A 24,890-nucleotide genomic window follows, 5' to 3' on the forward strand; every position below is an offset into this window, starting at 1 on the left:
CTCGCTACTCTCTGAAAAAAATTTACAATCCGTGGACCAGACTCAGAATGAAAAAGCGTCTTCATCAAGTTCCATCACTGACTCTGCTCCAGAAGCAATAGAAGCCGCATGTGCTTGTGTACGATGTAATAGCTTCTGAAAGAAGAACTTCGCTGTGCTGAGCTTGGCCTGATAGAATTTTTGTTCTTGCGTGCCATCAGCCAATTTTTCATGGGCAACTTGCGCCATACGTGCCCAGAGATAGGCGAATACCACATAGCTGGAAAAATACAGATAATCAACTGAAGCCGCACCAATTTCTTCAAGATTTTGCTTGGCTTTTTGTGCAACGTCTTCGGTAATAGATAACCACTGCTGCTTCAATTCAGCCAGTTTTCCCGTATAAGCAGACAATGCTGTGTTTGATTGATTTGTCGCAATAAACTGCTCAATTAAATCGGTCATGTTTTTTAGCAGTTTTCCTTCAGACTTCAACACTTTACGCGCCAGTAAATCTAAAGACTGAATTTCAGTGGTGCCCTCATACAATGTTGAGATACGTGCATCGCGTACAATTTGCTCCATCCCGTGTTCAACAATAAAGCCATGCCCACCAAAGACCTGCACCCCATGCTTGGCGGATTCATTCCCCGATTCAGTTAAAAATGCTTTAGCTATCGGAGTTAAAACGGCCAATAATTCATCCGACATTTTTCGTTGCTCTGGATCATCTGAAGTCTCAACAATATCGACATGCTGAGCCAGAAAATAGGCTAATGCACGTCCACCTTCTGAAAATACTTTTTGAGTCATTAACATGGAACGTACAGCAGGATGAACAATAATGGGGTCCGCATTTTTATCAGGACATTTTGCTCCAGATAAAGAACGCATTGCCAAGCGATCTTTCGCATAAGCTAATGCACCTTGAAATGAAATCTCAGAGGCAGCGAGTCCTTGTACAGCAGTCCCAATACGGGCGGTGTTCATAAAGGTAAACATACAGTTAAGCCCACGGTTTTCAGGGCCAATTAGATAACCTTTTGCAGCATCAAAATTTAAAACACAGGTTGCGTTACCATGAATCCCCATTTTATGTTCAATCGCGCTACAAACGACTTTATTATGGTCCAGCACATGACCATCATCACTCACATTAAATTTAGGTACAATAAATAAAGAAATACCTTTAGTCCCTGTGGGTGACTGAGGCAAACGGGCTAAAACAATATGAATAATATTTTCAGAAAGATCATGTTCCCCTGCGGAAATAAAAATCTTTTCTCCTGTTATGGCATAACTCCCATCTAAATTCGGCTCAGCCTTGGTACGAATCAAGCCTAAGTCTGAACCAGCATGTGATTCGGTTAAACACATGGTTCCGGTCCAAACGCCACTAATGAGTTTAGTTAAAAACTTTTGTTTTTGTTGCTCGGTGCCATGATGCTCAATGGTTCTCATTGCGCCATGAGACAAGCCTGGATACATCGCCCACGCCCAATTAGAACCACATAACATTTCAGAAATAGCGATCCGCAACAATGTCGGTAAGCCTTGCCCACCATATTCCGGATCGGCCGTTAACGAGGTAAAACCTAACTCAGCATATTTTTGGTAGGCTTCTTTAAAACCTTTCGGAGTTGTGACTACGCCTTGATTTAAATGACACCCTTCCTGATCACCATTTTGGTTAATCGGTGCCAACTCATTTTCACAAAAATCTGCTGCTGCTTCTAAATATTGATCAATTAATTCTCGATTTACGCTTTCCTGATATTTGCTTAAACCTTGATAGTTCTGTTCTGTTTGAAGCATTTCATGCAGCACAAATTGCATATCGCGTAATGGAGCTTTGTATAAAGGCATAGTTTTTCCCTTTCACGTTACTGCCTGTGTGATAAGCAGATATCGTTTTTTCCTTGAATAGACTTTTATTATTTCAACTACAAAAATATCAAAAAATTTCTTATAGCAAAATATATTTTCACTAATTTAACAAAATTATCGTAACTTCCATATAAAGAAAAAACATAAGCACATGTTTTAAAATATAAATATAGAATAAAAAGTAATTATCACTGCTTAATCAGAATAAATTTTAATTTTGTATTGCAAAATTTTATTCCGTAAAAATACAATTTATAGTATTGTGGTTAGATTGCTTAATCATCCAAGGACGATTCATGGAAAGCCCGAAATATACAGGTCTTGAGTTTTTAACCGCTTTAAAAAATGGTGAGATATCTCCTTCTCCTATGGCTCACACGATTCCCATGGAACTCGTTGAAGTTTCCGAAGGTAAAGCGACTTATAAAGTTACCCCTCGCAAAGAACATAGAAATATACAAGGCGGTGTACACGGCGGCTTCTGCGCCACGGCTCTGGACACCGCTACAGGTAGTGCAGCTCACACTTTACTTGAACATGGCGTTGGCTATGGAACCATTGATTTAAATGTTAAAATGATCCGTCCCATGCAAGTTGACACGTCTTACTATGCGACAGCCGAGTTGATTAATGCAGGCCGTAATATTATTAGTACCGAAGGTAAAATCGTAGATGAAAGCGGCAAAGTGTATGCCTTTGCCTCGGCAACCTTAATGATTATTCGCAAATAATAAAATATTGAAGCTCCTGCTTATGGAGCTTTTTCTTGCTTTGCAATCTTGCCCATTTCATGAAAATCTAAGCGATCAATCAAGAAACTCGTTATTGCCATCGCCATACCTAAAGCAACACACGCTTCCCATCCCCAATGTTTCCACGCATACACTGCAATAAAAGAACCTAAGGCGGCTCCGCCAAAATATAAGGTCATATAAATTGAATTAATACGGGAACGCGCTTCCGCCGAAATTCGATAGACTAGATTTTGATTTAAAACATGAAATGCCGACAAACCGAAATAAGCCATAACAACTCCAACAGCGTAAGCAACTAGAGACTGCTGTGCAAAAAATAGTGGTATCCATGCACTTATTAATAGCCCCAAACAAATCACTGCAATTTTATTTTCAAGCCCTGCCGCAATTTTCTTACCTGCCCAAGGGGTCGCAAATACGCCAGCCAGTCCAACAATCCCAAATAAACCGATCTGGAAATCGTTAAAGTGATATGGTTCATTGGCCAAAATAAAAGTCATGGTAGTAAAAATCAGAGCCAAAATACCAAAGCCAATCCCTCCGGCAAAACCACGGCGTAATAAATGTGGTTGGTGAACAGCTAATGAAAATAATGAACCATAAATCTGTAGAATATTGAGTTGATGGGATTTACGCGCAATTGGTAACTTCCCCCACATTACCCAAGCAAACACCAAAATGACGATTCCGCTAATTAAATAAACCGCATGCCAAGACCAAACTGTAGAAAGTAAGCCTGCAATAGAACGCGCCAATAATATTCCCAAAAACAAACCACTCATGAGAGTACCTACAACTTGAGGGCTTTTTTGTGGGCTAGCTAATCCTGCGGCGAAAGGAACTAAAACTTGAGTTGCAATAGAAAAGAATGTCGCTAAAAAGGTAAAGCCATATAAAACTGGCAAGGTTTGACTTAAGGATAGCCCTACTTGTGCAAGGCCTGTACAACACATAAGCAAGCAAATATAACTTCGCTTTTCAAAAAAGTCGCCTAAGGGAACCAATATAAAAAGGCCAACTGCATATGACAGTTGGCTAATTACAATGGTTAAAGCAACTTGATCGGCATTGACTTTTAATGCTTCTGCAATTGAATAGATTAAAGGCTGGTTATAATAGTTTGAACCCGCACAAATTCCACATGTCATCGCCATGATAAAAATAAAGCTTTTTGACAATATCGCGTCTGTATCGAGCCGAGCTATTTTATCCATATTCCCTTGCCTTATTTTTAAAACTTATACATCGACACAAAGTTAAGGCGTGACACATCCGCCGTTCTGCCATCAAATACCTCACGTTTTCCTTGATGATATTCCATACCAATATCGATTTGCTCGGCGGGTGAATAGAAGACATTGACGGCGTAATCGGTTAAGCGTTTGTTAGCATCCTGATTCAGCTTGGCATATTCAGTGTTATCGTCATATTCAAATAGCGAAGCTGATACATTGGCACGCCATTGATCATTGAATTTATAAGAATAACCGAGATTAAAACTGTTTAACTTATTCATTAGTAAATCGGTTTTATCCTGATCTAAAGAGAAATCCCCCGCTGCATTCAATGCCGTAGCATTCGCCAATCCACTTTGGGTGGTATAAGGCATGAACTTCTGATCACCCACAATATATTGATAGTTCGCCTGAACAGATTGCTGCGGATCAAGTTGATATTTGAGTCCTGCACCCGCCCCCCAACTCACTTTTTTAACCGTATCTTTTGCCACATCTACAGATTTCTCGTTCACAAAGCCTTGAGCTAATGCCATTAACGGTCCTTGCTTAAATGTATATCGCCCCGTCAATGTTGGAAAAGCGGAAACTCGTGAACCCGTATATTCAAATGCTACTTTCAAATCATGATTCTGATCAATTTTCCAGTCATAACGCACCTGAGGTGTCCGTGTATATGATGTACCGATAAACTGGGTGTAATCGACCGATTCCGTTCGGGTTTCCATATTCGACATCAGTGACCAGGTTTGACCAAAGGTCCAGTCTTTATAGGTAAAATAAGCATGGCGAATACGAAACTTCCCATCACCAGTTCCCATGTTAGAGCTATCAAAGAAATCGGCTTCAATATTTCCCGTCACATCTTTATTTGGGCTATTAAAGTAAACGCCCAATCGGCTTGCATTAATCATGGCATCCGAACGGGAATGGTTTGAGCGTTGCGCGCTTTCAAATGGAGTTCGATAGATACTGCTTGTGGTTCTGCCGCCTGAATCTGGAGAAGACTTAAAATCAACTGCTGCATCTAGTCGGGCAATACCGTAAACCTTCACATTATCCGTCCAAGTGACCCACGAAGGAGCAATCAGCTTCTCTGTTACAGTCGCTTTAGTTTTTTCGATGTTCTCTTCGATCTTTACTTGTTTGACCTGTAAATTATTTTGAGTTTGTTTTTGAGCAGTAAGTTCTGCTTTTAATCTTTGCAGCTCGGTTTCTAGCAAATTAATTCTTTGTTCTGTCGTATCTGAAGAATTTGCAAAAATAGTCCCTGAGGCCGCAGCGCAAGCTGCAGCTAAAATTAATTTTTTCATCTTTTAATCCTTAAAGAAGCTTTTTTCCGTGTGTATTTAGGCTACACATGCATCGATTAGCTCACAGTCTGTGACTGCTTGTAATTCATCAAAAGTTAAGCCTTCCACCATTTCCGTGACATAAGCTTTTTGGTCTTTGAGTTCAATAATGCATAAATCGGTATAAATACGATTGACACACTGCTCGCCTGTCATTGGGTATGTGAGTTCTTTTACAATTTTGGACTCACCTTTTTTAGTGACATGTTCCATATAGACATAAATCGTTTTTGCACCGACCGCCAAATCCATAGCACCACCAACTGCTGGTACATCATCTGCTTTACCAGTATGCCAGTTTGCTAAGTCTCCATTTACCGCAACTTGGAATGCCCCAATTACGCAAATGTCCAAATGACCGCCACGCATAATATCAAACGAGTCACCATGATGCATAAAGCATCCACCATCCAATAAGGTGACAAGTTCTTTTCCTGCATTCACTAAATCTTCATCTTCTTCCCCTGGTTGTGGCGGTGGACCAAAAGCCAAAACGCCATTTTCCGAATGTAAAAAGATTTCTTTGTCTTTTGGCAAAAATTTAGCAACGTTGGTCGGTAAGCCAATGCCTAAATTGACATAGGAACCTTCTGGAATATCATTGGCAATGAGTTTGGCAATATCTTCACGAGAACGCTTTTGAACTGACATTAGATATCTCCTACTTTTACAACGTGCTGAACAAAAATTCCTGGTGTAATAATGCACTCTGGGTCAAGCGTTCCTAGCTCTACGGTGTCGTTCACTTGAACAATTGTGGTCTTGGCGGCTTTTGCCATAATTGGGCCAAAATTTCGCGCCGCTTTGCGGTAAGTTAAATTGCCCCACCGGTCGGCTTTATCGGCATAAATCAGTGCAAAATCAGCTTCAAGTGGATATTCAAGTACATAGTTTTTACCGTTAATGGTGCGGGTCTCTTTACCCTCGGCAACTTTAGTTCCATAGCCAGTCGGAGTAAAAACAGCACCTAAACCAGCACCCGCTGCCTGAATACGACATGCCAAATTCCCTTGCGGAACCAGTTCCAACTCAATTTTTCCCGCTCGATATAAGTCTTGAAAAACGGTTGATCCAGCAGATTTCGGAAATGAACAAATCATTTTTTTAACACAGCCAGCAATAATGAGCTTGGTTAAACCACGATCACCAGAAGCCGCATTGTTATTTACAATGGTAAGTTCTTTTTTTCCTAAATCAATTAAGGCTTCAATTAATTCAGCAGGTTGCCCCGTTACACCAAACCCGCCTGTCATGATGGTTGCTCCATCAGGAATCGCTTTTAAAATCGGTTCAATGTCACTGGTGATTTTATTTATCATCTCACTTGTCCCTTTTCATCCTTAATTTAAGGTGACAGATTGATCTGTCACTCTGCCTTTTGCGGGTTAAATAGTCGGTCTTTGATAAATAACAATGGAATTACCCCGCAGATAAAATAAGCCGCAGCCATCACCAAAAGCCCTAAGCCAATAGAACCGTTCTGTGATAAATAACCAATTGTTAATGGAGAGAAAATAGAAAGCACTTTGCCAATGTTATAAGCGCCGCCCACTGCCGAACCTCGGATAGACGTCGGAAAGCTTTCGGTCATATAGGTGGCATTAATTGCGTATGGAATACCGTAAAGGAAACCGAAGAACAGCATCATCCATAAAATATTGGTTGGTGTATTTAAATAGACAATGACCGGAATAAATAAAGCTGTACCAATGGTTCCGAAAGCAAATACAGCGCGACGTCCTAATTTATCGGCAACAATCCCTGCAATCACTTTAGCAAACATCATAATCAGGAAAGTACCGACCATATACATGGCCATTTCTTTAAATTTGATGCCAAGATCAGACTCTAAATAAGCAGGTAACCAGTTACTTACGCCGTAATAGCCAAACTGCAATGCGCCCGTACTAATAATCCAAAGCACAAACATAGTGCCATGTTTCTTATCTTTTAAAATTTCAAGATATGGGTTTTGACGTTTTTTAGGTTGGCTACTTTGAGCGACTTCTAACGCTTTTAATTGACGAGATTTTTTCCATGATTCAGGTTCAGGTACGCAAAAGTGCATTAAAACTGACAAAACCACAGGCGTAATTGCAATCCAATAAAGGAAACGCCAGCCATGTTCAGGAATAATATGCCCTGCCAATAAAGTCGCTAACAAAGAACCTAAGGTATAACCCGTCATGAGAGTAGCCAAAACAGTCGAGCGATGTTTGGTTGGCACCATTTCTGACATTAAAATATTACAAGCAATATAGAGCGCGCCTAAGCCCATCGCTCCAAAAGTTCTTAAAACTGCAAATTGCATATAAGAATCAGTAAAACCCAGTGCGCTGGTTAAAACTGAAGAATAAGCAATAAAGAACACAATAATGCGGACCCGCCCAAAACGGTCACATGCCCAACCACCAATCAGGCCACCAATTGCTGAACCTAAAAGTGTTAAACTGCCTAACGTTCCAGCTTGTACACCGGTTAAATGAAATTCTGTTTTAAGACTGGTCAGGCTCAATGCCAAAAAACCTAAGTCTGCCCCATCACACAACAATGTTAAAAAAGCGAATATAAATGCGGTAATCCAAATTTTTTTTGGTGTCTGGATAGCTTCACTGCTAGCCGTATTTTGTGCAACTGTTTCTGTTGTCATGTCCATATCCTCTGAAGGAACATGAGGCATCCAATGCCTCATGGCATTTATTTTTTATTAGGTAGTCGCTTCCCTAATCATGTTCTTGGCAATAATAATTTGTTGAACTTGCGTGGTTCCTTCATATAAACGGAACAAACGTACATCACGATAAAAACGCTCAATGGCATATTCACTGATATAACCTGCACCACCGTGAATCTGTACACAGCGGTCAGCAACGCGTCCACACATTTCAGTTGCAAACATTTTCGCGCAAGATGCTTCTGTGCTAATGTTTTCGCCATTATCACGGCGACGGGCTGCATCTAGGACCATGCATTTAGCCGCATAAATCTCGGCTTTTGAGTCAGCAAGCATCGCTTGAATCAACTGGAAGTTCGCAATGGGCTGACCAAATTGTTTACGCTCAATTGCATAGTGCAATGCGTCATTTAACATACGCTCAGAAACACCCACACTATATGCACCAATGTGCAAGCGCCCTTTATCAAGCACTTTCATGGCCGTTTTAAAACCGACACCTTCTACCCCACCAATCAGTGCAGAAGCAGGCACACGGCAATTTTCAAAAATGACATCACAGGTGTGCGAACCCTTTTGCCCCATTTTTTGGTCAATTTTGCCCAACGTGATGCCTGGTGTATTGGCCTCAACTAAAAAAGCTGAAATGCCACCAGACCCTTTAATTTCAGGATTGGTTCGAGCCATTACAGTAAAAGTTGCAGCATGAGGTGCATTGGTAATAAAACGCTTAGTGCCGTTTAACACATAAAAATCGCCATCTTTTACGGCACTGGTTTTTAAAGAGGCCGCATCAGAACCAGATTCAGGCTCGGTTAAACAAAATGAACCAATAATTTCGCCACTTGCGTAACGCGGTAAATATTTTTGCTTTTGCTCTTCTGTGCCATCAATCAAAATCGCACTAGAACCAATACCATTATTAGTGCCAATTAAAGAGCGAAAAGCTGGTGAAGTTTGTCCAAGTTCAAATGCAACTCTAACTTCTTCTTCCATGGTGATGCCTAGGCCACCATATTCTTCTGGAATTGTGAGGCCGAACAAACCAAGCTCACGCATTTGCTGCACAATGTCATCTGGAATTTTGTCTTTCTCTACCACTTCGTTTTCACGAGGGATCAATTCATTTTTTACAAAATCTCGAATTGTTGAAAGTAACTGCTCCAACATCCCTTCATCACGGATCATCTGTGATCTCCCTTTTTATGTATTTCCATCGTACCCCTCAGCTATCTCCAGCTTGTCTGGATACCATGTTTTAAATCTTGTTTACTGCGGACATGTTTCATAGTACGAGAACAAAAACACAAATTTCAAGCTTTTTTGAAAATTAATTTCGTTTAACGAAATTTAAAAATACACCATTACGTAATATCAAGCACTTAGATTGTTTTACAATTCATAATCGTTAGAACAAACTAAATAAGACTTGAAATAAATTCCAAAATAAGCATCATAAAAGGAATATAGTTTTGATATGCGAAACAAGGAATTCAAAAATGAGTGTATTAACAGGGAATAATTTCGTAGAAGTTGACTTTTCTATTCAAAAAGTAGCGATTGTAAAAATAAACCGACCTGAAGCAAAAAATGCACTGAATACAGAGCTTCGTAAGCAACTAGCACAAGCTTTTACCGAATTAACTTTTAATGATGAGATCAATGCGATTGTGCTCACAGGTGGTGAAGAAGTCTTTGCAGCAGGTGCAGATCTAAAAGAAATGGCAACCGCAACGTCCACAGAAATGTTATTACGTCATACCGAACGTTACTGGAACGCGATTGCTCAGTGCCCTAAACCTGTGATTGCTGCTGTAAATGGTTATGCATTAGGGGGGGGCTGCGAACTTGCAATGCATGCTGACATTATTATTGCAGGTAAAGGCGCAATCTTTGGTCAACCAGAAATTAAAGTCGGGTTAATGCCAGGTGCTGGTGGTACACAACGTTTATTCCGTGCGGTTGGTAAATTCCATGCCATGCGCATGATTATGACGGGTGCCATGGTAAGAGCCGAAGAAGCTTATATCATTGGTCTTGTTTCACAAGTCACAGAAGATGATCAGACGATTCCAACTGCGATTCAAATGGCGCAAAGCCTAGCCAAAATGCCTCCTATTGCCCTGCAACAAATTAAAGAAGTTGCGCTGATGAGCGAAGACGTTCCATTAAATGCAGGCTTAACCCTAGAACGGAAAGCATTCCAGTTGCTGTTTTCTACCGAAGATAAAAATGAAGGTATTCAAGCTTTTATTGAAAAACGTAAACCGTCTTATCAAGGTAAATAATTTAAAACGATAATAACAAAGGAATGAAAATGAGTAGAAAAGTATTAATTAGTGCAGGTGGTTCAGGGATTGGACGATGCATTGCCGAGGCATTTTTAAACAATCAGGATGAAGTTTTCGTTTGTGATATTAATGCTAAAAGCCTAGAACAGTTTCAGAAAGACTATCCAAAGCTGCATATGCATACGTGTGATTTGGCTGACCATGAGCAAGTTAAACTCATGTTTAGCCAAGCAATTCAGAAACTTGGTGGTATTGATATTTTAGTCAATAACACAGGCATTTCAGGCCCGACCGTTGCAGCAGATGAACTAAGTTTTGAAGATTGGAATACGGTCATTAATTTAAACCTGAATAGCACTTTTTTAATTACCCAGTTAGCTATTCCCTATTTAAAGCAAGCACAGGCAGGCGTGATTATTAATATGTCGTCTATTGCTGGCCGCTTAGGCTATCCATATCGATTGGCCTATTCCACCTCAAAATGGGGACTGATCGGTTTTACCAAAACGCTTTCTATGGAACTCGGTGCAGATAATATTCGAGTTAACGCTATTCTTCCGGGTGCAGTAGATGGTGATCGGGTTCAGCGCGTATTACAGGCCCGTGCCGACGTAGCCCATACCTCACTTGAAGACGTGACCCAAAATGCACTGAAAAATCAGTCCCTCAAATATTTTGTCAATCCAAAGCATATTGCAGATTTGTGCCTATTTATAGCATCAGACAGTGGTCGCTCTATTTCAGGTCAAATCTTACCAATTGATGGTGATAAACAATGCTTAAGCTAAATCACCAAACCCTATTTTTCCGTTTAATTTCAAATATAGATTACTCATCAGGATGATCGACATGACTTATGATATTAAAAGCATGGCTGTGATTGGTGTCGGTATTATGGGCAGTGGCATTGCTCAAATTGCTGCGCAGTCAGGTCATACCACTTATTTATATGATGCCAAAGCAGGTGCAGCAGAACAGGCCAAAGAAAAACTAGCTGCCACATTTCAAAAGTTAGTCGACAAAAATAAAATTACACTTGAGCAAGCAGCTCAGGCAAATAGCCATTTAGTTGTTGCTCATCAAATTGAAGATTTAAAAAATTGCGATCTGATTGTAGAAGCAATTGTTGAACGTCTAGATATCAAACAGAGCTTGATGCAGCAGCTTGAAGACATCGTTTCAGATAATACCATTTTAGCCTCGAACACCTCTTCTCTATCTATTACAGCGATTGCGGCAAACTGCAAAAAACCTGAACGTGTTGTGGGTTATCACTTTTTTAACCCAGTTCCACTCATGAAAGTGGTTGAAGTCATTCGTGGTTTAAAAACTGACCCACTTATTATTGATGCCTTAAACGATCTGTCTCGTGCATTTGGTCACCGCCCTGTTGTTGCGAAGGATACCCCTGGATTTATTATTAATCACGCTGGCCGAGCTTATGGAACAGAAGCGCTTAAAATTTTAAACGAGAACGTCTGTGATATTAGTGAAATTGACCGAATTTTACGTGACGGCGTTGGTTTTAGAATGGGTCCTTTTGAATTACTCGATTTAACTGGCCTTGATGTTTCTCATCCAGTCATGGAGTCGATTTATCACCAGTACTATGAAGAAGCCCGTTACAAACCAAATCCACTGACCAAGCAAATGCTAGACGCCAAGCAACTTGGGCGTAAGGTTAATCAAGGTTTTTATAACTATGAAACCGGTTCAAAAACAGGTGAACAACCTGCGAAGTTTGTAGAGCGTTTAGCGCAATATCCAAAAGTTTGGGTAACGGCGGATTTCCCTGAAGATAAAAAACAGCTTGAAGATTATTTAACTCAGCAAAATATTGCCATAGACACTCATCCTGAACCACAAACAGATAGTTTATGTTTACTCGCTTGTTATGGTGAAGATACAACTCAAGCGGCTACTCGCCTTGGAGTTAATCCAAAACAAGCTGTTGCTATAGACATGCTTTATGGCACTGCAAAGCATCGTACCTTAATGCCTTCACTCATTACCAAACCTGAATATCGTCAGGCAGCTCACTCTATTTTCAATCTAGATGGAAATCTGGTGAGTATGATTAATGAAAGTATTGGCTTTGTTGCGCAGCGCGTTTTGGCAATGGTCATTAATTTAGGCTGTGATATTGCACAGCAAAATGTTGCTACTGTAGATGATATTAATGCAGCGGTACGTCTTGGCTTAGGCTATCCATTTGGTCCAATTGAATGGGGCGATCAAGTCGGCAGCCAAAAAATCTTACTCATTCTAAACCGTATAACCGCACTTACGCATGACCCACGTTACCGCCCTAGCCCGTGGTTACAGCGTCGTGTCGCACTTCATTTACCTCTTACTTTTACTCACGAGTCTTGAAAAGGAATTTCTCAATGTTAAATGCATATATTTATGATGGTTTACGTAGTCCATTTGGCCGTCATGCAGGTGAACTTGCCTCAATTCGCCCTGATGATTTAGCTGCAACTGTCATTCAAAAGTTGCTTGAAAAAACTGGTGTGCCGGGCGCGGATATTGAAGATATAATTTTAGGTGACACCAACCAGGCGGGTGAAGATAGCCGTAATGTGGCACGAAATGCACTATTACTTGCGGGATTACCAGTCACTGTGCCGGGCCAAACAGTAAACCGCCTATGTGCTAGTGGTCTAGGTGCAGTAATTGACTCAGCACGTGCGATTACTTGTGGTGAAGGCGAACTGTATATTGCAGGTGGTGTAGAAAGTATGTCACGCGCACCCTTTGTAATGGGTAAAGCGGAAAGTGCTTATAGCCGTGATGCAAAAATTTATGACACCACAATTGGCTCTCGCTTTCCAAATAAAAAAATTATTTCTCAGTATGGCGGTCATTCAATGCCTGAAACGGGTGATAACGTTGCAGCCGATTTTGGTATTAGCCGTGAGCAAGCAGATTTATTTGCAGCTCAATCACAAGCCAAATACCAAAAAGCCAAAGAAGAAGGTTTCTTTGCTGGTGAAATCACCACGATTGAAGTATTTCAAGGCAAAAAACTACCTCCTAAACTCGTTTCAGAAGATGAACACCCTCGCCCAAGCTCAACTGTTGAAGCTCTCACAAAGTTAAAACCACTCTTTGAAGGTGGTGTGGTCACTGCTGGTAATGCCTCAGGTATTAATGATGGTGCAGCAGCCCTATTGATTGGTTCAGAAGCTGCGGGTCAAAAATATGGCTTAAAACCAATGGCAAAAATTTTGTCGGCAGCGGCAGCTGGTATTGAACCACGTATTATGGGTGCAGGCCCTATTGAAGCCATTAAGAAAGCAGTTGCGCGTGCTGGCCTTACTTTAGATGACATGGATATTATCGAAATTAATGAAGCCTTTGCTTCACAAGTTTTATCTTGTCTAAAAGGCTTGAACGTCGATTTTAATGACCCACGCGTAAATCCAAACGGCGGTGCGATTGCGGTTGGTCATCCACTTGGTGCATCTGGCGCTCGTCTTAGCTTAACAGTAGCTCGCGAATTAATTCGCCGTAAAAAGAAATATGCTGTGGTGAGCCTTTGTATTGGTGTAGGTCAAGGTCTTGCAATGGTGATTGAAAACGTTGCATAAACGTTGAACCCGATATCCATTCATCACAACAGCGCAGTGATGAATGGATTTATTTTGCAGAGCGAAATATAATGGCAAAACTATTGCTTTAATTATATTTGAGGATCGAATGTCTCAAAACATGGAAACTGAAAAACCAATAAATTTTGATGAGATACGTTTAGATCCTATTTCGCATATACATCGGGAAAACAACCCGCAATTTATTGCTTCTTTAGCACGCGGTTTAGAACTTTTAAGATGCTTTTCTGCAAATAATCAAGTGCTTGGTAACCAAGAATTAGCAAAAATGACAGGTTTACCTAAACCAACCATTGCACGTATTACCAATACCCTTGTGTCATTAGGTTATTTAAAACAATTGCCTAACTCGACCAAATATACATTAGATATTGGTGTCTTATCTTTAGGATATGCAGCATTATCTAATATCTCAATTCGTAATATTGCTCATCAATATATGGAAGAGTTGAGTCAGTATGTTCAGGCCCCTGTGGCGATGGCAACGCGTGACCGATTAAATATGGTGTATATCGATGTTGTACAAATTGAAACTGCATTAAATATGCGCCGTCCAATTGGGTCAACCTTACCACTGCATAGTAGTTCAATGGGTCGGGCTTGTTTGGCTGCAACTCCTGAACGTGAGCGCAACTTTCTACTCGATGCACTGAAACAAAAGAATTACGAAAACTGGCCAGCCATAAAACGTTCTTTAGAACGAGCTTTCCGTGATTACCAAGATTATGGATATTGTTTGTCTTTAGGCGAGTGGCATAAAGAAGTGAACTCGGTGGCTGTACCTTTGGTCAGCTCAAAACATGGTCTTTATGTTTTTAACTGTGGCGCGCCAAGTTTTCATTTAAATCCAGAAAAACTTGAAGGTGAAATTGGACCACGTTTAATCCACATGGTGCACAATATTCAAGATGCCTTGAATGAAACGCACTAACAATCGTGCTTAAAATAATCATGGTTGTGTTGATTAAAGTTCCACTTTCATTATGACTAAGGCATGATGAAAAACGCACTCTATACCCCAACCATTATTTTAATGGCGATTGCCGCAGGCATTTGTACAGGCGGAAATTATTTTAGTCAGCCACTCATTCACTCAATTAGTGTAAGCCTAGATTTAACCGAAACAACTACAGCGTGGGTGCCAACTCTAGCTCAAATCACCTACGCATGTGGCTTACTCTTCTTAATGCCATTAGGGGACATAATAGAAAAGCGCAAGCTACTATTTATCTTTATGTTATTGGCTTCAAGTGGATTAATTATTAGCGGTTTTTCGCACAATATTTATCTTTTACTACTTGGCACCGTCATTACTGGTCTATTTTCCAGTTCAGCCCAACTGTTATTGCCCCTTGCTGCGAGTCTGGTTCCGATTCAACAAAGCGGCCGTGTGGTTGGCTTTTTACTGAGCGGACTGATGATGGGTGTTTTACTCGCCCGTTCCCTTTCAGGGCTCATGTCTACACTTTTCGCTTGGAATATTATTTATTTGGTCAGTGGTTTTCTATTACTTGTTATTGCCTTTATTTTGCATCGTAATATCGGGTTATTTCCACCAACCAAATCTGAAAACTATGTAAAAACTATTCGCTCTTTACCACAAATTTTTATTCAAAATCGGCGTTTAAGAAACAGAACCTATATTGGTGGTTTTACATTTGCTTGTGTGAGTTTAACCTTTACCACAATGTCGTTGCTATTGGCTCCAGCGCCCTATTTTTTTAGTGACTTTACCATTGGTCTTTTTGGTTTTGTTGGCGTGTTAGGGACTTTCATTGCTAATTTCTCAGGCAAATTTATTGATCAAGGCTATATTCATAAAATTTCGATTTATTGCGGCATTGGGCTAATTTTAAGTTGGATACTTTTTTCACTGTTACCCTATCATTTCGCCTTTTATATTATTGCTTTACTTATTCTCTACGCTTCTCTTTCTGCTGTTCATGTGACTAATCAAAGTATTGTATTTAAACTTAATCAAGAATTACGCTCACGATTTAACGCGATTTATATGACAGGTTACTTTGCTGGCGGCGCATTAGGCACAACAGCGGGAAGCTATGCCTGGAAACACTTCGGATGGATAGGTGTCTGTATTTTAGGCTTAATTTTTGCCGTGCTATGTCTTTATTATTGTTTATGTGATGCAAAAAACCAGCATAAATATGATGCTGGTTTTTTAAAATGAAGAACGTGCTTAACTAATTTCGGTACGAATATTATTCACCATATGTAAAAGGCGTGGAGCAATATCCTCTTCAAGCTTCTCACGGTTCATAATAAAACTTGGACCGCCACAGTTAAATACCAGTAAACCATGCTGTTCATGAATTAATGGAACAGCAACCGAGTTGACATCTTTATGCCATTCACCCACTGAAAAACAATAGCCAAAATCCTGATAGTCTTTAAAGGCTTTATCCAGATCACGGTTAATCTTGATCCAGTCTTCTTTATGCTTGCTGCGAATCGCATCAAGTAAAAATTCTCGTTCATCTTCAGGCATTGCAGCTAGGCAAGCACGCCCCATCGAACTCAAATGAATGGGTAAATAAGTACCGACCTGACGGCGCATGGTCATATTGCCTTTGCCCTGTACCACATCCAGATAAATCATATTCAGACGATCACGTGTTGCCATTGCAACCGCAGCACCTGCATAGTCAGCCAAATTCTTCATATAAGGATGCGCAATAGAACGAATCGATACATTGGACAGCATGGAATAGCCAAAAGCCAAGACACCCACAGAGAGCTGGAATTTGCTCGAATTCGGGACTTGCTTGATATATCCCAAACGAGACAAAGTATGCGTGAGACGAGTAATCGTTGGCTTCGGCAAACCTGTCATTTGTGCCAATTCCTGATTGCCCAAATGCTGATGTTTTGGAGTGAAGCAGCGTAGCAGCTCTAAACCACGAGCTAAAGCCGTAATAAATTGACGGTCATTTTCATCTTGCATGTCTTCAATCGGATGTAACAGCTCATGCCTTAAAGGCGCTAATAATTTTTCTGTTTGTTCTGCATCTACGGCATCATTCATGATTTTACCAATCTAAATATTTGTTTCGCACTGCGAAAATTATAATCTATTTTTTCTATAATAAACAGTTAAAGCTCATCCATGAATATCTAAACAACAAAGTTAAGTACAATCACAAAGCAAAGTCAAAATACAGATGCATTTTGACTTTGGTACACTCGTTATCCAATAATCCCTTTCAGTTTTAATTCATCGAGTTTTTCCTGAGAAAGAACCCGGGTTAAAATCGTATCAGTATGCTCACCCAATAAAGGTGGCGCAGTTTTATACTCAACTGGCGTTCTTGAAAGTTTGATCGGCGATCCAATCACGGTGAGCTTTTCACGTTGCGGATGCGGCATATCAACCAGCATTTTTCTTGCAATCACTTGCGGCTCTTGAAAAGCCTGCTCCAGATTATTGATCACCCCAACTGGAACTTTGGCCGCATAAATTGCTGCAACCCACTCATCCGCAGTCTTTGTTAAAAAATGCGCTGATAAAATCCCAATAATTTCATCTCGATACTGAATACGATCTGCGTTGCGACTAAATCGAGAATCATTCGGTAAATCAGGTAGGCCAATACTTCGACAGAGTTGAATAAACTGAGTGTCATTGCCACACGCAATAATAAAATCACGATCAGCAGCTTTAAATACCTGATAAGGAACAATATTGGCGTGTGCATTACCATAACGCACAGGGACTTTCCCTGATGACAGATAGTTCATTCCCTGATTGGCCATGGTGGCAATTTGCACATCAAGCAGCGCCATATCAATATACTGGCCTAAACCTGTCGCATGGCGGTTCAGTAAAGCCGCCTGAATAGCAATGGTCGAATAAAGTCCTGTCGCCAGATCAGAAAATGCCACACCTACTTTTTGTGGGCCACCTCCTGCTAAATCATCCTTTTCACCTGTGATGGACATCAACCCGCCCATTCCCTGAATAATAAAATCATAGCCAGGCTCTTCTGCACGTGGACCATCTTGTCCAAAACCCGTAATCGAACAATAGACCAGACCAGGATTGATTGCTGACAATGCAGCATAATCCAGCCCATATTTTTTCAGCGAACCAGCCTTATAATTTTCAATAACAACATCCGTATCCTGAATTAAAGCTTTGATCAGTTCTTGACCTTCAGGAGTAGCAATATCAATTGCAACCGAGAGCTTATTACGATTTGTCGACTGATAGTAAGCTGCTTCTCGTGTGTCAGATCCAGTATCATCCTTCATCCAAGGTGGCCCCCAAGATCGGGTGTCATCTCCCACCTTTGGTCGTTCCACCTTAATCACTTCTGCGCCCAGATCAGCAAGTATCTGCCCACACCACGGTCCAGCCAGTACCCGACTCAAATCAAGTACACGAATTCCATTTAAAGCGCCCATGTTTATCCCACTCACCTGTGCTTAATTTCCTATAGGAAAACTTACTTCACATAAGTTTCGCATAGCGATATATATTTTTAATATACAAACAAGATTTTAAAAAATCAAACCTTAATTTTCCATCAAAAAATATGATTTTTATTCAATAAATATAGATTAATTAAATCAACAGATTAGAAACCACTAATAACAAACAAAATATCGCATTGCGAAATTTATTTTCAAAATATATTGTTTTATGAGACTCCTTTGATTACTATCGCATCAATATTGATGATTTTACGAACATCGTATTTTTGTTTTTAGCTGCTTGTACAAAGGATAAGACTATGGTTCGAGATCAAGAAACACTGAACCAACTGGTCGATATGATTCGACAGTTTGTTGAAGGTGTTTTAATTCCTCGTGAGAATGAAGTCGCGGAAACAGATGAAATTCCAAAAGATATTATTGAGCAAATGAAAGCGCTTGGCCTGTTTGGATTGACCATTCCGGAACAGTACGATGGTCTTGGGCTGACGATGGAAGAAGAAGTCTATATTGCTTTCGAGCTTGGCCGCACTTCCCCAGCCTTTCGTTCTCTGATCGGCACCAACAATGGGATTGGCTCTAGCGGTCTAATTATTGATGGTACAGAAGCACAAAAATCTTTTTTCCTGCCTCGTTTAGCACGTGGTGAAGTGATTAGCTCTTTTTGCTTAACCGAACCAGACGCTGGTTCAGATGCAGCAGCCTTAAAAACCAGAGCAGTGAAAGATGGCGATTTCTATGTCTTAAATGGTACCAAGCGCTTTATTACCAATGCACCCCATGCTGGCGTCTTTACAGTGATGGCGCGAACCAATCCTGATATTAAAGGTGCTGGCGGCATTTCTGCATTTATTGTCGATAGTCAAACTTCGGGGATTTTTCTTGGTAAGCGCGATAAAAAGATGGGGCAAAAAGGTGCCCATACCTGTGATGTGATTTTTGAAAATTGCCGTGTGCCTGCTTCTGCACTGATTGGTGGGGTAGAAGGTGTCGGTTTTAAAACGGCCATGAAAGTTCTCGATAAAGGCCGACTCCATATTGCGGCACTTAGTGTCGGGGCAGCCACACGAATGCTGGATGACGCATTGAATTACGCCATGGAGCGTAAACAATTTGGTCAGCCGATTACCGAATTTCAACTGATTCAAGCCATGCTGGCTGACTCCAAAGCTGAAATTTATGCGGCCAAATGTATGGTGCTTGACGCTGCGCGATTACGCGACATGGGACAAAACGTCAGTACAGAAGCATCTTGCGCCAAAATGTTTGCCACTGAAATGTGTGGCCGAGTTGCAGATCGCTGCGTACAGATTCACGGCGGCGCAGGTTATATCAGTGAATATGCGATTGAACGTTTTTATCGAGATGTCCGCTTGTTCCGTTTATATGAAGGAACCACGCAAGTTCAACAAATAATTATTGCCCGAAACATGATTCGAGCAGCTTCTTCATGACTCCCAAGCACTTTAAACGACTTAAGGTGCTTTAAATCAAATGTAGGTAATGGATTATGGCTACACACGACGATACATCCCGTTCACCAATACAACCCCATACTTGGAAAATTGCTTTTATTTTTGCATTTCTGGCTTTGTTGGTCGATGGTGCGGATCTTATGCTGCTGTCTTACAGCTTAAACAGTATTAAGGCAGATTTTGGCTTAAGCTCAGTTCAGGCAGGTATGCTCGGTAGTTTTACTTTGGCTGGTATGGCCATCGGCGGGATTTTTGGTGGTTGGGCATGTGACAAATTTGGACGTGTCCGCATCGTTGTTATTTCTATTCTCACCTTTTCGCTATTAACTTGTGGCTTAGGTTTTACCCAAAGTTTTCTGCAATTCGGAATCCTCAGATTTTTTGCCTCTCTTGGCCTTGGTTCACTCTATATCGCCTGTAATACCCTCATGGCGGAATATGTACCAACACGTTATCGCACAACTGTACTTGGAACCTTACAGGCAGGTTGGACCGTCGGATATATTGTGGCGACCCTGCTAGCAGGCTGGATTATTCCAGATCATGGTTGGCGTATGCTGTTTTACGTGGCAATTGTCCCAGTGATTATTGCTGTATTGATGCATATGTTTGTTCCAGAACCAGAAGCATGGCAACAGTCTCGATTAAAACAATACGATGCAACAGCCAATACCGAAAAAACCTCTGCTTTTAAACTGATTTTTCAAGATAAACGCAATCGTAATATGTTTATCTTATGGGCATTAACCGCAGGTTTCCTACAATTTGGTTATTACGGCGTAAATAACTGGATGCCTTCATATCTGGAAAGTGAACTGGGTATGAAGTTTAAGGAAATGACCGCTTATATGGTGGGCACCTATACCGCAATGATTCTCGGCAAAGTTCTGGCAGGCATGATGGCGGATAAATTAGGTCGTCGTTTTACCTATGCTTTTGGCGCGATTGGTACTGCTATTTTCCTGCCACTGATTGTGTTTTATAACTCTCCAAGCAACATTCTATATTTACTGGTGACCTTCGGTTTCCTTTACGGTATTCCTTATGGCGTAAACGCGACCTATATGACCGAAAGCTTTGCTACAGCCATTCGCGGTACAGCTATTGGCGGCGCTTACAATGTTGGCCGTTTAGGCGCAGCACTTGCCCCTGCAACTATTGGTTTCTTGGCTTCTGGCGGGTCTATTGGTTTAGGTTTTGTGGTGATGGGTGCTGCTTACCTGATTTGTGGTGTGATTCCAGCACTATTTATCAAGGAAAAACAATATGACCCACAAAATTCTTAAATAAGATATTCCAGAACATCATGGGGTGGCATGAAAATGCATGATGACTTGAATACGCTTAAATATTAAATGTATTCATGCAGGAGAATACTCCTCCTACCCAATAACGTTAGAGTGTTTCTCATTCTTCGATTAAGCTTTTTAGGTAAACCTAGTCCTCTCGAGGGCTAGGTTTAAAAATAAAATCCCCAAATTATTTAACAGCTTAGCTTATTAAATGTCTAATCTTCCCTACATCCACACTCGTACACTGATTAAATACAGCAAAACGTTGTAATTCCAGCTCTAAAGCATTGATAAAAGCCTCTCGGTCCTGCATATTCTCATCTTCTAAATGCAGACGAATCACCTCTAATCGCTTTTCACGGCGATGAACTTTACAATCAATGCGACCAACAAACCGATCTGCATACAACAGCGGTAAACAAAAATAACCATATTGTCTTTTCGCAGCTGGCACATAACATTCAATGCGGTAATCAAAGTCAAATAAAGTGCTCAAGCGCTCTCGATGAATCACCAGATTATCGAAAGGAGACAATATTTTGAGTTGTGCTTGAATAGCGGGTTCATGTTCCAAGACGGCAGTAGCAACATAAATCGTTTGTCCATTTTCCAGTTTCAGAACCTTCACCAAACCTGCATCGATATGTTCATCCAATACAGTACGCATCACCTCACGTAACGCTTTTCCTTTTAAATGCAATAACTGCTTCCATGTAAATACACCGTGTGCGCGTATGTTCATGTTCAATAAATAATGCGCATATTCATGCAACGTCGGTGTGCTGAGATCAATCCCTTCTGGCAAACAGCGTTCAGTCAGATCAAAGACTTTCTCCATCCCATTACGCTCACAGATCATCAAGTCACCTTGCATAAATAACTGCTCAAGCGCCTTACGACTTGGACCGGCATTCCACCAACCTGCTGGACCTTCCCGCCTCTCCTTCTGCATATTTCGCAGTTGGATTTTACCTTCTGCTTTAACCTGAGCCAGAATTTCCTTCATTAAACGCGGATCACTTTTGAAATAGCGACTTTCACCATTTCGGATCGCATTCATCAAGGGCATGGCATAACGATAATCCCGCATCGGCAGATAAGAGGCTGCGTGTGCCCAATGCTCGAAAATAAGTTGATCTTTAACTAACTGATTTAAATGACTCAACTGATAATCTGGCACCCGACTCCACAAAACATGATGATGCGCACGCTCAACCACTGAAATAGTATCTATTTGCACATAACCGAGATGCTCAATCGCGTTCAGTGTTCCAGATAATCCTTCACCAAATGTGTTATTTTTTTCCAGACCTTGATGAGACAAGGCCAAACCTTTTAATAATGACAGCATAAATTTATCGTTGATCTTATGTTCTCAAGCCATACAAATGGTCGTGAAATGAGTGAATTGATTTCATCTCACATTATCACATTCACCGAATCATTTTCCTTGTAAATAAAAGCGTGGAGCCACACCTAAAGAACGTTTAAAGGCCGCAGTAAAGGCGCTACTGCTGCTATAACCAAGCTCCATCGCCACACGGGTAATCGGCTGTCCTAATTCCATTCTGGTCAGTGCATTCAGTAGACAGGCCTGTTGCCGCCAATGACTAAAACTCATGCCAGTCTGTAGTCGAAAAATTCGGGTGAAATTGCGACGGCTCATTCCCACTTGTTCCGCAATCTGATCCAGATCATAATCTAAAGTCGGTGCTTTTAATAATTGCAAACATAATGCGGCCAAGCGTGGCTCTTGTGGTAACGGCGCATTCAATGGCAATTCAGGCATCAAAGCGATTTCGGCAATGATCAATTGCATCAAATAATCATCGCGTCCACCCAACTCATATTCGGCAGGCAGATCAACCGCTGTCGAGAGTAATTCATGCAATAACGGCGACACATTAATTACAGCACAATAAATGGGTAAACCTGCTTTGCGCGCGACTTCTGGAAGAATATAGGCACTGCGGGTTTTGGTGATACCGCCCATATGCACTTCATGATCAATACCAGCTGGAATCCATAACGCACGTTTCGGTGGCACCACCCAACTGCCTGTATTGGTCGTTACTGTCAATACGCCTGTTATCGCATACAAACATTGCCCTCTGGCATGACGATGGCTTGCGAGGATTTGTCCATCTTCGTAATCATTGCCAGTTGCCATCACATTGCGAGCCACATCCTGATAATCATTGACCTGAATATTGCGCATTGCCTTCATCCCTGAAAATGGCCTGAACTCGATACTATCTGTCCCAAATATGATTGTGGGCCGCTTTCTGTTCAGTTTAGGATAAAACCACTGAAAAACAAACCTTCTTTCCGTATCACAATTCAAGCGGATACAACGTGTTGGAGCAATCATGGCAAGCAATACAGGCACTCTTGAAAATGCATTTTCGCAAACGCAATTTCCACCGAATGATCAACCACAGAAATTGGTATTGCGTGTAGTCGGTGCAGTCGCTTTTGCCCATCTGTTAAATGATTCGATTCAAGCTGTGGTGACTGCAAGTTATCCAATGCTAAAAGCCGAGTTTTCATTAAGTTTTGCTGAAATTGGCTGGATTGCCTTGGTTTATCAAATTACGGCATCCTTATTACAACCATGGATTGGCCTCTATACAGACAAGCATCCAAAGCCCTATTTACTGCCCGCAGGGATGGTTGCCACACTGATTGGCATTGGATTGATGGCAATTGCAGGTAGTTTTCAAAGTTTACTCTTTGCTGCCGCACTAATTGGGGTTGGCTCATCGACCTTTCATCCTGAAGCTTCTCGTATCGCCCGCACAGCCTCAGGTGGACGTTTTGGTACAGCTCAATCCATGTTTCAAGTCGGAGGCAATACAGGTTCTGCGATTGGGCCATTAATGGCTGCGGCAGTGATTATTCCCAATGGACAAGGAGCAATAGGCTTATTTGTTTTGGTTGCTGCCTTAGCCATATTTGTTTTATTACGTGTCACCAAATGGTTAGTCAAACAAGCACCTGTACAACGCGCTGCCAGTCAAAAGGCGATCTCGACCTTGACCCGTAAACAAGTGATCCAAGCCATGGCCGTGATTTGTGTGTTGATGTTTGCCAAATTTATCTATATCGCAGCCATTACCAATTATTTTACTTTCTATCTAATCGAACGCTTTAATGTTTCTATTCAAACCTCTCAGCTGTATCTATTTATATTTTTAGGTGCAGTAGCATTAGGTACTTTTGCTGGAGGCCCAATTGGAGACCGTATTGGACGTAAAGCAGTTATTTGGGTGTCCTTCTTAGGCATTGCACCATTTGCGCTGATGTTGCCTTATGTCGGCTTAACTGGCACAGCAATATTAGTCATTATTATTGGTTTAGTCATGTCTTCAGCATTTTCTGCCTTAGTGGTCTATGCACAAGAAGCTGTGCCTGGTCGTGTCGGTATGGTTGCTGGTTTGATGTTCGGTCTTATGTTCGGTATTGGTGGAATTGGTGCAGCAGGTCTCGGTCATTTGGCCGATACGCATGGTATTGTGTGGGTATATAAGCTCTGCTCGTTCCTACCACTCTTAGGTTTTATGACTGCATTTTTACCGAATACCAAAAAATAATTATTTCCTCAGCAGATATGCGATGTGCAACTGCCACAGCGTATCTGCTTAATTTTCATACAATCTTGTACCTTTGCTATTTTTAGTGCTAAAATTTTCAACAAATGAGTGGATTGTTAAATCCATTTATTTCCATTGTTACGATAAAAAAACCGCGAAAAATTGATGTCTTTTTTGATTTTATAAAAGAATGCATCGACACATATCCCTCTCTTTAAGATTCGGTCAGCGTTCATCAGGGCTTGAGCTGTTATCAGGCATCGTTAACAGGTTTTCGCAGCATTGCTGTGC

General features: G+C 41.1%; 21 protein-coding genes. 10 read left to right on the top strand and 11 right to left on the bottom strand.

Features of this window, described 5'->3' with window-relative positions:
* Window positions 1–42: 42 nt before the first annotated feature.
* Window positions 43–1,845: an acyl-CoA dehydrogenase C-terminal domain-containing protein gene (locus GBI66_RS11280; RefSeq protein WP_151716159.1), complete on the bottom strand. Its 1,803-nt coding sequence runs from the start codon at window positions 1,843–1,845 to the stop codon at window positions 43–45.
* Window positions 1,846–2,147: 302 nt separating this feature from the next.
* On the opposite strand from GBI66_RS11280, the gene GBI66_RS11285 reads away from it, so the two are divergent.
* The gene (locus GBI66_RS11285; protein WP_101663641.1) at window positions 2,148–2,597 is read left to right on the top strand and encodes a PaaI family thioesterase; all 450 of its coding nucleotides are present in this window, start codon (window positions 2,148–2,150) and stop codon (window positions 2,595–2,597) included.
* A 20-nt stretch (window positions 2,598–2,617) separates the two neighbouring features.
* Here GBI66_RS11285 and GBI66_RS11290 read toward each other — a convergent pair whose 3' ends face one another.
* The 6 genes from GBI66_RS11290 to GBI66_RS11315 are packed head-to-tail and all read right to left on the bottom strand — an operon-like array spanning window position 2,618 to window position 9,070.
* Window positions 2,618–3,835, bottom strand: coding sequence for an MFS transporter (locus GBI66_RS11290; RefSeq protein WP_151716160.1), 1,218 nt, complete (start codon window positions 3,833–3,835; stop codon window positions 2,618–2,620).
* 17 nt (window positions 3,836–3,852) lie between these two features.
* The gene (gene dcaP / locus GBI66_RS11295; protein WP_151716161.1) at window positions 3,853–5,169 is read right to left on the bottom strand and encodes an outer membrane trimeric porin-like protein DcaP; all 1,317 of its coding nucleotides are present in this window, start codon (window positions 5,167–5,169) and stop codon (window positions 3,853–3,855) included.
* 36 nt (window positions 5,170–5,205) lie between these two features.
* A complete protein-coding gene (locus GBI66_RS11300) occupies window positions 5,206–5,859 on the bottom strand; it encodes a 3-oxoacid CoA-transferase subunit B (RefSeq protein WP_151716162.1) in 654 nt (217 codons plus the stop codon).
* Complete coding sequence (locus GBI66_RS11305; RefSeq protein WP_151716163.1) at window positions 5,859–6,527, bottom strand: 3-oxoacid CoA-transferase subunit A; 669 nt, start codon at window positions 6,525–6,527, stop codon at window positions 5,859–5,861. Before GBI66_RS11305 ends, GBI66_RS11300 begins: the two co-directional genes overlap by 1 nt.
* Window positions 6,528–6,574: 47 nt before the next feature.
* Window positions 6,575–7,858 carry an MFS transporter gene (locus GBI66_RS11310; protein ID WP_195805479.1) on the bottom strand — a complete coding sequence of 428 codons (1,284 nt, stop codon included), beginning with the start codon at window positions 7,856–7,858 and terminating at the stop codon, window positions 6,575–6,577.
* 57 nt (window positions 7,859–7,915) lie between these two features.
* Window positions 7,916–9,070, bottom strand: coding sequence for an acyl-CoA dehydrogenase family protein (locus GBI66_RS11315; RefSeq protein ID WP_092705456.1), 1,155 nt, complete (start codon window positions 9,068–9,070; stop codon window positions 7,916–7,918).
* Window positions 9,071–9,381: 311 nt separating this feature from the next.
* On the opposite strand from GBI66_RS11315, the gene GBI66_RS11320 reads away from it, so the two are divergent.
* The 6 genes from GBI66_RS11320 (at window position 9,382) to GBI66_RS11345 (ending at window position 15,975) form a co-directional block, all read left to right on the top strand.
* Window positions 9,382–10,170 (top strand): enoyl-CoA hydratase, encoded by a 789-nt coding sequence (locus GBI66_RS11320; protein WP_151716164.1) that lies wholly within the window; start codon window positions 9,382–9,384, stop codon window positions 10,168–10,170.
* A 29-nt stretch (window positions 10,171–10,199) separates the two neighbouring features.
* Complete coding sequence (locus GBI66_RS11325; RefSeq protein ID WP_151716165.1) at window positions 10,200–10,961, top strand: SDR family oxidoreductase; 762 nt, start codon at window positions 10,200–10,202, stop codon at window positions 10,959–10,961.
* A 61-nt stretch (window positions 10,962–11,022) separates the two neighbouring features.
* The gene (locus GBI66_RS11330; RefSeq protein ID WP_151716166.1) at window positions 11,023–12,546 is read left to right on the top strand and encodes a 3-hydroxyacyl-CoA dehydrogenase; all 1,524 of its coding nucleotides are present in this window, start codon (window positions 11,023–11,025) and stop codon (window positions 12,544–12,546) included.
* A 14-nt stretch (window positions 12,547–12,560) separates the two neighbouring features.
* Entirely contained in the window at window positions 12,561–13,766 is a 1,206-nt protein-coding gene (locus GBI66_RS11335; RefSeq protein WP_151716167.1) for a 3-oxoadipyl-CoA thiolase, read from the top strand.
* A 109-nt stretch (window positions 13,767–13,875) separates the two neighbouring features.
* Window positions 13,876–14,718, top strand: a complete 843-nt coding sequence (locus tag GBI66_RS11340) for an IclR family transcriptional regulator (RefSeq protein ID WP_151716168.1) — start codon at window positions 13,876–13,878, stop codon at window positions 14,716–14,718.
* A 63-nt stretch (window positions 14,719–14,781) separates the two neighbouring features.
* Complete coding sequence (locus GBI66_RS11345) at window positions 14,782–15,975, top strand: MFS transporter (protein WP_151716169.1); 1,194 nt, start codon at window positions 14,782–14,784, stop codon at window positions 15,973–15,975.
* Between the two features lie 9 nt (window positions 15,976–15,984).
* Here the strand turns inward: GBI66_RS11345 and GBI66_RS11350 are convergent, their stop codons facing one another.
* Window positions 15,985–16,830 (bottom strand): IclR family transcriptional regulator, encoded by an 846-nt coding sequence (locus tag GBI66_RS11350; protein ID WP_005258332.1) that lies wholly within the window; start codon window positions 16,828–16,830, stop codon window positions 15,985–15,987.
* Window positions 16,831–16,991: 161 nt separating this feature from the next.
* Window positions 16,992–18,209: a CaiB/BaiF CoA-transferase family protein gene (locus tag GBI66_RS11355; RefSeq protein ID WP_151716170.1), complete on the bottom strand. Its 1,218-nt coding sequence runs from the start codon at window positions 18,207–18,209 to the stop codon at window positions 16,992–16,994.
* A gap of 329 nt (window positions 18,210–18,538) precedes the next feature.
* Between GBI66_RS11355 and GBI66_RS11360 the strand changes: the two genes are divergently transcribed.
* Window positions 18,539–19,693: an acyl-CoA dehydrogenase family protein gene (locus GBI66_RS11360; protein ID WP_151716171.1), complete on the top strand. Its 1,155-nt coding sequence runs from the start codon at window positions 18,539–18,541 to the stop codon at window positions 19,691–19,693.
* Window positions 19,694–19,749: 56 nt separating this feature from the next.
* Entirely contained in the window at window positions 19,750–21,000 is a 1,251-nt protein-coding gene (locus tag GBI66_RS11365; RefSeq protein ID WP_151716172.1) for an MFS transporter, read from the top strand.
* A gap of 205 nt (window positions 21,001–21,205) precedes the next feature.
* Here GBI66_RS11365 and GBI66_RS11370 read toward each other — a convergent pair whose 3' ends face one another.
* Together GBI66_RS11370 and GBI66_RS11375 are read right to left on the bottom strand one after the other, a co-directional pair.
* Window positions 21,206–22,357 carry a winged helix-turn-helix domain-containing protein gene (locus tag GBI66_RS11370; RefSeq protein ID WP_151716173.1) on the bottom strand — a complete coding sequence of 384 codons (1,152 nt, stop codon included), beginning with the start codon at window positions 22,355–22,357 and terminating at the stop codon, window positions 21,206–21,208.
* A gap of 90 nt (window positions 22,358–22,447) precedes the next feature.
* Window positions 22,448–23,224: a helix-turn-helix domain-containing protein gene (locus tag GBI66_RS11375; protein ID WP_151716174.1), complete on the bottom strand. Its 777-nt coding sequence runs from the start codon at window positions 23,222–23,224 to the stop codon at window positions 22,448–22,450.
* 151 nt (window positions 23,225–23,375) lie between these two features.
* On the opposite strand from GBI66_RS11375, the gene GBI66_RS11380 reads away from it, so the two are divergent.
* Window positions 23,376–24,599: an MFS transporter gene (locus GBI66_RS11380; RefSeq protein WP_151716175.1), complete on the top strand. Its 1,224-nt coding sequence runs from the start codon at window positions 23,376–23,378 to the stop codon at window positions 24,597–24,599.
* Window positions 24,600–24,890: the final 291 nt, after the last annotated feature.

It is taken from the genome of Acinetobacter sp. TUM15071, from assembly GCF_008980925.1.
Classification (GTDB): domain Bacteria; phylum Pseudomonadota; class Gammaproteobacteria; order Pseudomonadales; family Moraxellaceae; genus Acinetobacter; species Acinetobacter dispersus.